The following is an 11,485-nucleotide window of genomic DNA, read 5'->3' as shown; positions in this document are numbered from 1 at the left end:
TGAAGAGTCTAATGAAGTTAGTGATTCTCTTGATGAAGATGTTTTACTAGATTCAGCGCTTGAAGATACAGGACTAGAAAATGATTTAGCAGAAAGCGAATTAGCTACTGACGAAAAAGAGCATGCACTTGAGTCAGATAATGAATTAGATGACATCGATGCATTGTTAGATGAAACTGCAGATGTTGAAGAAGCAAATGAAGTTAGCGATCCAATAGAACAAGATGAATTACTAGGTTCAGTGCTTGAAGATACTGAACTAGAAAATGATTTGACAAAAAGCGAGTTAGTTACTGACGAAACAAAGAATGAACTTGAGTCAGATAATGAATTAGATAACATTGATGGATCATTTGATGACATTTCAGATGCTGATGAAACAAATGAAGTTAGTGATTCAATAAATGAAGATGAATCATTAGAGTCAGCTCTTGAATATAAAGAAGACGAAATTGAATTTGCTGAAAGCGACTTGGATTTAGATGAAGATTATCTTGATATTTCATTAGATGAATCTGATATGTCAGTTGATGCGCTTGATACTCAGAATGATGAGGCTGCGCCAGATTCGCTATCTAATGATGAAAACTTCGAAACGGAACTACAAAATTTAGCCTCTGAAGAAAGCAAGGTTCCTTCACCTGAAAACTTTGAAGAACAAATTCAAGAAAACGAAGAGATTACTACATTACCTGAAGAGCAAGAGATCGAATTGGATAATGTAGGTGATGATTTACTTAATGAATTTGACGAAATTGAAGAACCCCATTTAACTGAAGCAAGAGATGATGCGCTTTTGCAAGCTGATGATTTAATCGATGACATCGCGTTACCAGATGAACAACAGCAAGATGTAACAGCTGATAGTCTTGGTTTATCAGACGATGATTTAGATAGTGAGTTTGCTGAGCAATTATTGTCTGAGGACAGTATTGACTTCGGTGACGACCCTTTAATTGATGTTGATTTAGAAGCAGAAGATGAACGTTTATCAGATGCATTTGATAACGACGAGCAAATGCGTGCAGATGCCCCTAGTCAAACTTTGGATGAGTATCCAGAACTTGAACTAGATGAAGCGCTTGAAGAAATTGATGCACCAGCTTTTGGCTCGGAAGAACCATTACCCGAAATTAAAGACGCGCAAGCTATTAATGAAGAAGTGATCACCACTGAAGATCTCTCAGCTAGTGATGAAGATGATTTCCTCGATGATGACATTATTGGTAGTGACTTAGATAACAGTAATGATTTACTCATTAATGAGTTAGAAAGTACTGATTTTGATAGTTTATTAAATGAATTAGCTGAGCCAGAACCAATTACTGCGGAGTCGCAAAAAGACTTTGAGCTTGATTTTGACTCACTCTTAAATGAACAAACAGAAGCTGAACCATTTGAAGTAGAAGAAATTGATACTTCAGAATCAGACTATTTAGATATCGACGATTTACTTGAAGAAAGTGATGATGCTGAATCTGATGTTGAACCTTACCAAAATGTAGATATGGATGTTGGTTTAGGCGATTTTGAGGATTTACTGGCAGGAGAGGATGCTTTGGATGTTGATATGGAAAGCCAAGGCTACTCTGCAAAATTAGATCTTGCACGCGCTTATCTTGAAATAAATGATGCTGAAAGTGCATTAAAGGTGATAGAAGAGGTTATCAGTAATGGTCCTCCTGAAGTTCAAGATGAAGCTTTAGCGCTAAAGCAACAACTGTCTTAGTTATTTGAAAAAGCCCGTAATGCGGGCTTTTTTATACTTGGTATCAAGGCAACGTCTCGGTATAATTGGGGTTTTTCAAATTCATGGAATATTGTTCATGCGAGTCGCTCTAGGCGTAGAATATGATGGTTCTCAGTACAGTGGTTGGCAACGCCAACAACATGTTAACAGTGTACAACAAGAGCTCGAAAATGCGCTTTCAAAAATTTGTAACGAAAAAATAGAAGTGACTTGTGCAGGTCGAACAGATGCGGGTGTTCATGGTACCGGCCAAGTAGTGCATTTTGATACTACGGCAGATAGAGCTATGGTGTCGTTCACTCTTGGTGTAAATGCCAATTTACCTGATGCGATTGCTATTCGCTGGGCTAAAGAAGTGAGTGAAGAATTTCATGCTCGCTACAGCGCAACTGCGAGGCGATATCGTTATATTATTTATAACAGCACTTACCGCCCAGGTATTTTGCGCTCCGGTTTAAGCCATTATCACCATCCGTTGGATGTTGAAAAAATGCAACAAGCAGCGCCTTATTTACTAGGCGAACAAGACTTTACTTCAGTCCGCGCTGTGCATTGTCAGTCAAAAACGCCGTTTAGAAACGTAATGCACTTAAATGTAGAGCGTTTTAACGATTTTATTGTGATTGATATTAAAGCCAATGCGTTTGTGCACCACATGGTGCGAAATATTGCCGGTTGTTTGATAGATATTGGTCAAGGCAAGTATCCACCTGAGTGGATGCAGCAAGTTTTAGCCTTAAAAGACCGCACACAGGCATCTGCAACGGCAAAGCCAGGCGGTTTGTACTTAGTTGAAGTTGATTACCCTGAACATTTTGAAATACCCAAATCAAATCCAGGGCCGCTATTTTTGCCAAATAGCTTATAAAAAACCGAATAAATAACACAATTTAGCGACATATTAGACCAGTTTTTTATACCTTAGTCGCACGATTAGTGTTTTAATTGCAAAAATTTTCTGCGCCGTTCAAAGCAGATATAGCAGTGAGAGAGATTTAAATGAGCTGGTTAGAAAAGATCTTACCAAAAACAACCAAGTCTACAGGTCGTAAAGAAATTCCTGAAGGTGTTTGGGCTAAATGTGGTGATTGTGACACGATTGTTTACAAGGCAGAACTAGAAAAACAACAACATGTTTGCCCTAAATGTGATCATCATATGCGCATTGGCGCTCGTAAACGTCTTGAACAGTTTTTAGACGATGGCGAACAAGTAGAATTGGGTCAAGATTTAGAACCAAAAGATGTTCTTAAATTTAAAGATTCAAAAAAATACTCAGATCGTATCACTAGCGCACAAAAAGTAAGTGGCGAAAAAGATGCATTAGTTGCAATGACAGGTCGCTTAAAAGGTGTACCAGTAGCTGCTGTGGCATTTGAATTCTCATTTATGGGGGGTTCTATGGCATCGGTTGTAGGTGCGCGCTTTGTTGAAGCGGTAAATGCATGTCTTGAGCGTAAAATGCCGTTAATCTGTTTCTCAGCTTCTGGTGGTGCGCGCATGCAAGAAGCACTAATGTCATTAATGCAAATGGCAAAAACAAGTGCTGCACTTGATAAAATGAGTGAGCAAGGTTTACCGTTTATTTCAGTGCTTACTGACCCTACCATGGGTGGTGTATCTGCGTCATTAGCGATGCTAGGTGATATTAATATTGCTGAGCCAAAAGCACTAATTGGTTTTGCTGGTCCGCGTGTAATTGAGCAGACAGTTCGTGAAACTTTACCGGAAGGTTTCCAACGTTCTGAATTCTTATTAGAGCATGGTGCAATCGACATGATTGTTGACCGTCGTGAAATGCGCGACACCATTGCACGCCTTGTTGCGAAATATATGCACTTGCCGTCAACTGAACAAGAGCATAGAATTGCATAATCTAAACTGATTTAGCAACTTATTGCACTATGACACATGTTGTACCAAGCCAATCGTCGAGTCTAGATGATTGGCTTTGTTATTTAGAAAGAATTCATCCTTCAAACATTGATATGGGTTTAACACGCGTTCGCCAAGTAGGTGAAAAGCAAGGTTATACCTCACTTCCAAATGTTATTTTAATTGCTGGCACAAACGGTAAAGGCACTACAGCCCGTTGTTTAGAGGCCATTCTACTGGCACAAGGTTACTCTGTTGGTACCTACGCTTCGCCGCATCTTATTCGCTATAACGAACGCGTACGCATTAATGGCGCCGAATTACCCGATCAAGACCACGTAGATGCATTTCATGCGCTTGAACAAGGGCGCGGTGACATCAGTCTGACTTATTTTGAGTTTGGTACACTGGCGGCACTTGAAGTATTTAAGCAGAAAAAGCCTGACTACATTTTATTAGAGGTTGGTTTAGGTGGTCGATTGGATGCTACCAACATTGTTGAGCCAATTGCTTCTGTTATAACCACTATCGACTTAGATCACAAAGAATACTTAGGTGATACTCGAGAGTTAGTGGGTAGAGAAAAAGCCGGTATTTTTAGAGCACATGCTCCGGCAATTGTTGGTGATTTAGCTATTCCTAATTCAATTTGGCAATACGCAGAAGAATTAGGCACTCAACTAATTGCAGCGCAAAGAGATTATTCATTCGAGTTAAGTAATGATGCACTTGACTATAAAAATGACAAATTAGCGTTTCAATTGCCTGTGCCAAATATTCCGGCACAAAATGTTGCAACGGCAATCACAACTCTTGATACATTAGGCCTATTACCTAACGAGCAAACACTTCGTAAGGTGTTGACTAATCTTACCGTTGAAGGGCGTTTTCAGCGTTTAAGTGAAAAGCCGTTGGTGTATGCAGATGTTGCTCATAATCCTGAGTCTGCCCGTTATCTAGCAGCTAAATTGGCACAATTTAAAGCGTGCGGTAAAAATGTTATTGCTTTAACTGGTATGTTACAAGACAAAGACCAAAAAGCCGTATTTAACGCAGTTAAAGCGCAAGTAGATGAATGGCATTTAGCGACTCTGTCATGCTTTAGGGGCGATAAGGCTGAAAATCTTTCAGCTAATTTACAGTGCGAAATTGAATCGCCAAAACTGTCTTTACACGCAAGTGTAGCGCAAGGTTTAAACACTATTTTAAACACCATGGATGATGAAGATTTGCTAATTGTATTTGGCTCATTTTACACTGTGGCTGATGCAATTGCGTTTTGGCAAAATAAGGAGTGAGGGTGACTAGTCAATTTATCAACCGTTTAGTGGGTACCATTATCGTTGTAACAGCAGCGATTGTGTTTATTCCTAATATTTTGGATGGCGAAAAGGTACAAAAAAGAGAAACCTTTAAAGACATTCCTGAGCGCCCTGAATTTAAAGCGATAGAACTTGATCCAGAGCCTGACCAAACGCTTGCTCGTGAATCACTGCCAAGTACGCCTGTCATTGAAGAAGCGGCGATTGATGAAGGTGAAAACTCACCTTTTAATAATGAACTCTCAGCCGATCAGCAAATAGCACAAACAGAAGCTGAAATCATTGAAGAAAAGAAAGTGGCTACGGTTGACGTTGGTGTAAAACCAGCTGTAAATGAGGTTGAAGTTGAGCCCAAAGTTGCTGTTAAACGTGCTGAAGAAAGTAACCTTAATGAGTTTGCTTGGGTGATTCAGTTAGGCAGTTTTTCGCACAAAGCAAATGTTGATTCTTTATTGGCTAAATTGAAAAGCTCTGGCTTTACAGCATTTACTAAACCAATTAAAACACCCTCAGGCACCTTAACAAAAGTGTTTGTAGGCCCTGAGCTAGACAAGCAAAAGTTAGAATCGCAATTACCTCAGTTAAAAAAATTAACCAAGCTAAATGGTCGAGTAACACAATTCGAAATCACAAATTGAGCTGGCAATTAAGCGTAAGCTTATATAAAATGCGCGCGAAACATAAAAGGGCAGGTTAATATGATCTGGGTAGATTACACCATTCTGGGTATCATCGGGCTTTCATCCTTGATAAGTTTGATGCGCGGCTTTGTTAAAGAAGCAATGTCGCTAGCTGTTTGGATTGCTGCCTTTTTTATCTCAAGCATGTTTTATGAACACCTCGCTGTTTTTCTTACAGACCAAATCTCCGAACCCCTAGTACGTAATGGCGCTGCAATTGCAATCTTGTTTTTCTCAACTTTGATTGTCGGCAGTTTAGTCAATTATGTGCTTGGAGAATTAGTCCAAAGAACAGGGCTGTCAGGCACCGACCGAGTAATTGGTTTGGTATTTGGCGCTTTACGTGGCGTGCTTATAATTAGTGCACTATTATTTTTTCTCGATGCTTTCACCAGTGCCCCAAGTAAAGACTGGTGGAGTCGTTCAAATTTAATTCCAGAGTTTAGCTTTATTATTGAATGGTTTTTCGAATACCTAGAAGATAATTCAAGCTTCTTAACTCAGTAACCCCTTATCAGGCGAGGACTTTTCTCATGTGTGGTATCGTTGGTATCGTCGGAACTACCCCGGTAAATCAAACCCTTTATGACGGTCTAACCGTTTTGCAACACCGTGGTCAGGATGCGGCGGGTATTATTACCATTGACAATAACACCTTTAGCTTACGTAAAGATAATGGCCTTGTGAAAGATGTATTTCACACACGCCATATGAAACGTTTACAAGGCGATATGGGTATTGGTCATGTTCGTTACCCAACGGCTGGTTCTTCAAGCTCAGCTGAAGCACAACCGTTTTATGTAAACTCGCCATTTGGTATTGCGCTTGCGCACAATGGCAACCTAACAAATGCAGAAGCGTTAAAAGAAGACTTATTTAAAACGGCAAAGCGCCACGTTAACACCACATCAGATTCAGAAGTATTGCTAAATATCTTAGCTCATGAACTTGCTAAGCCTAATAAACTAGAGCTTTCGCCAGAAGATGTATTTACTGCGGTAACGACTGTAAACAGCAAAGTGGTTGGTGGTTATGCATCAATCGCGATGATTATCGGTCACGGTATGATTGCATTTCGTGATGCTAATGGCATTCGTCCACTCGTATTTGGTAAACGTGAAACAGAGCAGGGTGTTGAATATATGTTCGCATCTGAAAGTGTTGCTCTTGATGCGTGTGGTTTTTCATTTATTCGCGATGTTGCACCAGGTGAAGCTATTTTTGTTTCTAACGATGGTCAATTACATTCACAGCAATGTGCATCGAATGCTTCTTATAGCCCGTGTATTTTTGAATTTGTTTATTTTGCTCGCCCAGATTCTACGATTGATAAAATCTCAGTTTATGCAGCGCGTGTAAACATGGGTACTAAACTTGGCGAAAAAGTTAAGCGTGAATGGGCTGACAAAGAAATTGATGTAATCATTCCAATTCCTGAAACATCATGTGATATTGCGCTAGAAATGGCAAATGTACTTGAATTACCTTACCGTCAAGGTTTCGTAAAGAACCGTTATATTGGTCGTACCTTTATTATGCCGGGTCAGGAGCTACGTAAAAAGTCGGTACGCCGTAAACTTAATGCAATTGCACAAGAGTTTAAAGGTAAAAACGTATTACTTGTAGATGATTCAATTGTACGTGGTACAACATCTGCGCAAATCGTTGAAATGGCACGTGAAGCAGGTGCTAAAAATGTTTACTTTGCATCTGCGGCGCCAGAAATTCGCTTCCCGAATGTGTATGGTGTTGATATGCCATCAGCGCAAGAACTGATTGCTCATGGTCGTGAAGTTGAAGATATCAATGAAAGCATTGGCGCAGATGGTCTAATCTATCAATCACTAAATGATTTGATCAGTGCTGTAAGCCAAGAAAATCCAGAAATTACTAACTTTGAAACATCTGTTTTTGATGGTAATTATGTGACTGGTGATATTGACCAAGCTTACTTAAACCGTATTGATGCACTGCGTAACGATGCTGCAAAATCTGACCGCGAATCAGCAATGTCTTCAGGTTTAGAGCTTCATAACCAAGATGCTAGTGAATAATTTCTAGGAAATTAATCGATAAAAAAGGAGCTTTAAGCTCCTTAACTATATTAGCTAAAAATTTTTACTCAGCCTGATGTAAACATAGGTCCGAAGCCTGATGTCCACATAATCGCAGTTGCCGCAAGAATAATAACCAGTAGTACTAAGCCGCAAGTCACGACAGAGCTTGCGTATATAAAGCCCCGCTCTTCCGGAATATGCATTAAAATTGGCACACCTGTATAAAGTAAATATACTGAATAAGCTACAGCGCCGCACCCTACCAGAACAATAAACCATAATTCAGGGTAGAATGCCGCTAGCGCAGACATAAAAATAGGCGTTGACGTATACGCTGCTAATTCAAGTGTTTGTGTATAGCTTGGTTCAGCTCCAAATGTAACTGCCATCCAATGTGCAAGGTATGCGAGTGTAAATACGCCTGCAATAAGAGCGAAATACATTGAAATCGCAAGTAACATCGCGCTTGATTCAGTCAGAAAAATGCGATCTCCAACACCGACACTCCAACCTAAATAAACTGCCGAAAAATAACCCATTACACTTGGTACTAATGCAATAAGCAAGATATGAGACATGCTATAACCAAAGCTTTCGTGGCGAGCATCAATTGTGTGCCACTCTTCTTTTGGGTGGGCGTATAAACCCCAAAGGTGATTTAAAATCATATTGTGTTCCTTGTATTACCCTAAATTGATTGGCTAATGTGATTTTTTGACTTCAAATTCAACAATTAGCGTTTGTTGTTTTTTTAAACAGGTCATTACTACTTATTGGTGATTGTTAATAAAATGTCAAGAAATATCATTGAAGGTTTTATTTAAGAACTGATGAAGATCAATGCAAACAAAGGTGAAATAAGAAGATTCAAGACTTAGTTTAAGTTGTTATGATAAAATTAGTTATTATTCATTTTTGTCTAACGTAGATATGAGTTTAGCTAAATATCAAGATTTACTAGCCCCCATTTATCAGTTTTTACACTGTGAAACCCCAGATGAATGGGTAACTGAAGCCAAGAAAATTGAAAATTTACCCGTTTTGTTACTCGATCATTTAATTTGTGAGTTAAAAGCTGGGCAAACGGCAATGTGGCTTATTCGTAAATATGCCGCAGACAAAAAAAGTGGTGAAGCCTTACTTGAGTGGTTCCAGCCTTATGAGAAGTTTGTTTATAAGAAAGAAGGTTCGTTAGAGTCACTCGCTGAGCATTACAAGCTTAGCAAAGAAATCGTGCCCAAAAGTGACTCGAATTTTGGCCAAGACTTGATTGATAAAATGGTGTTGCTAATTAAAGAAGAGCTTCATCACTTTTACCAAGTATTAGAGATTATGGTAGCGCGTGGTATTCCTTACGAAAATATCACGGCGAGTCGATACGCGAAAGGGATGATGACACATGTGCGTACCCACGAGCCTGCAATTTTGGTTGATAAGCTGATCTGCGGTGCTTATATAGAAGCCCGCTCATGTGAGCGCTTTGCAAAGCTAGCCCCACATTTAGATGATGAACTGTGTAAATTCTACATTTCATTGCTTCGCTCAGAAGCGCGTCATTATGAAGACTATCTTGCTCTTGCTCAGCAGGTTGCGGGAGAGGATATTTCAGAACGAGTGAAATTTTTCGGTGAAATAGAAGCTGAGTTAATTTCGTCACCTGATGACGATTTTAAATTTCACAGTGGAAAACCAAAAGAGCGCAGTTAGCGCTCTTTTTGATTGTGTTAACTTTATAAAGGCTCACTAATCAGTTTTATGCCTTGTTGTGATGCCTCGATATACCATAAATCGGTATACCAATCGCCAAGCACATAACGTGTTTTATTATTATCATAATTATGCACGTTAGGGCGGTGAGTGTGACCGTGGATCATCTGACTAACATTAAATTTAGTAAAATATTCTGACACAGTTTGTTCGTTCACATCCATAATGGCTTGCGACTTCATTTTTTTTGATTGTTTACTGTGGGCACGAATTTTAGCTGCTTTCTTTTGGCGAAAACTGAGCGGTAAATTAAGCATTAATGTTTGCCACCACCATGAGCGGCTTTTTTTACGGAATTTTTGGTATTCAATATCGTCAGTGCAAAGCTGATCGCCATGACAAATTAGCGTCGGTGTGCCGTATAAATTAATGACTGTTTGCTCAGGCATCAATGTCATATCGCATGCTTTGGCGTAGTGTTTTTTAATTAAAAAATCGCGGTTGCCATGGATAAAAAAGAGTTTTATGCCCGATTGGCTTAATTTGTTTAATTCATCGGCAACTTTTTGATTGAGTGTTGTATGGTTGTCATCACCAATCCATGCCTCAAAAAAATCACCAAGAATGTAAAGTGCATCTACCGATTGGGCGTTTTGCTGTAATTTATTAACAAAGGTAAAGAAACCTTGATTAATCAAGGAAGTGTCGTCGCTTAAGTGAAGATCTGCAATAAAATAGGTTTTATTCATAGTAGGCCAGAAATTGCCCCGGAAATGCGGGGCAAAAGATGCTAATTAAGCGTCGATAGTTGCGCTTTCAATCACAACAGAATCAAGCGGTACGTCTTGGTGGAAACCATAGCTGCCTGTTGGTACAGCTTTGATTTTCTCGACAATATCCATACCTTCAACTACTTCACCGAATACACAGTAGCCCCAGCCTTGTGATGTTTCGCTAGTGAAGTTTAAGAAGTCGTTGTTGTTCACGTTAATGAAAAACTGTGCTGTTGCTGAGTGTGGATCTGGTGTACGTGCCATTGCAATCGTACCTACTTTATTTTCTAGGCCGTTATTTGCTTCGTTTTCAATTGGTGCTTGTACGTCTTTTTGTTCCATATCAGCAGTGAAGCCACCGCCTTGTACCATAAAACCGTCGATAACACGGTGGAAGATAGTACCGTCATAAAAACCCGATTTTACGTAGTTAATAAAGTTTTCTACTGTTTTCGGAGCTTTTTCTGTATTTAAAGCGATTTTGATGTCGCCAAAATTGGTTTTAATAGTAACCATGTTTATTCCAACTGTTAGTTTTTAATAAGTGTCAGGCTATTTTATAAAATATCTGGTAATAGAACAAAGAAAGATTTATCCGTTAACCACAACCATGTTAAAATGACGCTTTAGTATGCGCAAACATAGAGGAAATTATAAATGTTGCAGATTTACAACACACTTACACGACAAAAAGAAGCCTTTAAACCACTAGTAGCTGGCAAAGTAGGCATGTATGTGTGTGGTATCACCATTTATGATTACTGTCATGTGGGTCATGCACGCACTTATGTGTCGTTTGATGTGATGAATCGTTTTCTTCGTCATGCTGGTTTTGATGTAACTTATGTACGAAATATCACAGACGTAGATGATAAAATCATCAAGCGTGCAAATGAAAATGGCGAAGCAATTGATGCGCTTACTATGCGTATGACTAAAGCAATGCATGAAGATTTTGATGCGCTGAATATGCTACCTGCAGATATTGAGCCTACTGTAACTGGTCATATGGATGAAATCATAGCGATGATTGAACGTTTGATTGAGAAAAAGCATGCCTATATAGCAAGCAACGGTGATGTACTCTTTGATGTATCAACTTTTGAACAATACGGTGCATTATCGCAGCAAGACTTAGATATGCTTCAAGCAGGTGCGCGCGTAGAAGTTGCTCAAGACAAAGATGATCCACTTGATTTTGTACTATGGAAAAAAGCCAAAGTAGACGAGCCATCATGGTCAAGCCCGTGGGGGGAAGGTCGCCCTGGTTGGCATATTGAGTGTTCGGCAATGAGTAACAAGCACTTAGGTGCGCATTTTG

12 protein-coding genes are annotated in these 11,485 nt (G+C 39.4%); 9 read left to right on the top strand and 3 right to left on the bottom strand.

Translation table 11 applies throughout. From position 1 onward, the window contains the following. The 7 genes from ABYD77_RS14535 to purF form a co-directional block, all read left to right on the top strand. The coding region (locus ABYD77_RS14535) for a FimV/HubP family polar landmark protein (RefSeq protein ID WP_372770841.1) at positions 1-1,729 on the top strand (1,729 nt) is incomplete at its 5' end. Between the two features lie 97 nt (positions 1,730-1,826). Then, the gene (gene truA, locus ABYD77_RS14530) at positions 1,827-2,618 is read left to right on the top strand and encodes a tRNA pseudouridine(38-40) synthase TruA (protein WP_372770840.1); all 792 of its coding nucleotides are present in this window, start codon (positions 1,827-1,829) and stop codon (positions 2,616-2,618) included. A gap of 131 nt (positions 2,619-2,749) precedes the next feature. Then, positions 2,750-3,625 carry an acetyl-CoA carboxylase, carboxyltransferase subunit beta gene (gene accD, locus ABYD77_RS14525; RefSeq protein ID WP_274761439.1) on the top strand — a complete coding sequence of 292 codons (876 nt, stop codon included), beginning with the start codon at positions 2,750-2,752 and terminating at the stop codon, positions 3,623-3,625. Positions 3,626-3,654: 29 nt separating this feature from the next. Continuing rightward, positions 3,655-4,923 (top strand): bifunctional tetrahydrofolate synthase/dihydrofolate synthase, encoded by a 1,269-nt coding sequence (gene folC / locus ABYD77_RS14520; RefSeq protein ID WP_372770839.1) that lies wholly within the window; start codon positions 3,655-3,657, stop codon positions 4,921-4,923. 2 nt (positions 4,924-4,925) lie between these two features. Next, the gene (locus ABYD77_RS14515) at positions 4,926-5,585 is read left to right on the top strand and encodes an SPOR domain-containing protein (protein WP_372770838.1); all 660 of its coding nucleotides are present in this window, start codon (positions 4,926-4,928) and stop codon (positions 5,583-5,585) included. Positions 5,586-5,645: 60 nt separating this feature from the next. Then, positions 5,646-6,134 (top strand): CvpA family protein, encoded by a 489-nt coding sequence (locus tag ABYD77_RS14510; RefSeq protein ID WP_274761436.1) that lies wholly within the window; start codon positions 5,646-5,648, stop codon positions 6,132-6,134. 26 nt (positions 6,135-6,160) lie between these two features. Next, positions 6,161-7,681: an amidophosphoribosyltransferase gene (gene purF / locus ABYD77_RS14505; RefSeq protein ID WP_372770837.1), complete on the top strand. Its 1,521-nt coding sequence runs from the start codon at positions 6,161-6,163 to the stop codon at positions 7,679-7,681. Between the two features lie 68 nt (positions 7,682-7,749). Here purF and ABYD77_RS14500 read toward each other — a convergent pair whose 3' ends face one another. Further along, positions 7,750-8,352, bottom strand: coding sequence for a Yip1 family protein (locus ABYD77_RS14500; protein WP_372770836.1), 603 nt, complete (start codon positions 8,350-8,352; stop codon positions 7,750-7,752). A 262-nt stretch (positions 8,353-8,614) separates the two neighbouring features. On the opposite strand from ABYD77_RS14500, the gene ABYD77_RS14495 reads away from it, so the two are divergent. After that, the gene (locus tag ABYD77_RS14495) at positions 8,615-9,391 is read left to right on the top strand and encodes a tRNA isopentenyl-2-thiomethyl-A-37 hydroxylase MiaE (protein WP_372770835.1); all 777 of its coding nucleotides are present in this window, start codon (positions 8,615-8,617) and stop codon (positions 9,389-9,391) included. A gap of 23 nt (positions 9,392-9,414) precedes the next feature. Here ABYD77_RS14495 and ABYD77_RS14490 read toward each other — a convergent pair whose 3' ends face one another. Both ABYD77_RS14490 and ABYD77_RS14485 read right to left on the bottom strand, forming a co-directional pair. Further along, entirely contained in the window at positions 9,415-10,140 is a 726-nt protein-coding gene (locus tag ABYD77_RS14490) for a UDP-2,3-diacylglucosamine diphosphatase (protein WP_372770834.1), read from the bottom strand. Between the two features lie 45 nt (positions 10,141-10,185). After that, entirely contained in the window at positions 10,186-10,680 is a 495-nt protein-coding gene (locus tag ABYD77_RS14485) for a peptidylprolyl isomerase (protein WP_372770833.1), read from the bottom strand. 141 nt (positions 10,681-10,821) lie between these two features. On the opposite strand from ABYD77_RS14485, the gene ABYD77_RS14480 reads away from it, so the two are divergent. Further along, positions 10,822-11,485: class I tRNA ligase family protein (locus ABYD77_RS14480; RefSeq protein WP_372770832.1), on the top strand; the 664-nt coding region annotated here is incomplete at its 3' end.

The sequence above is a fragment of the Pseudoalteromonas sp. genome, assembly GCF_041629635.1.
Taxonomy (GTDB): domain Bacteria; phylum Pseudomonadota; class Gammaproteobacteria; order Enterobacterales; family Alteromonadaceae; genus Pseudoalteromonas.
This window is presented reverse-complemented; position numbering and strand designations above follow the sequence as displayed.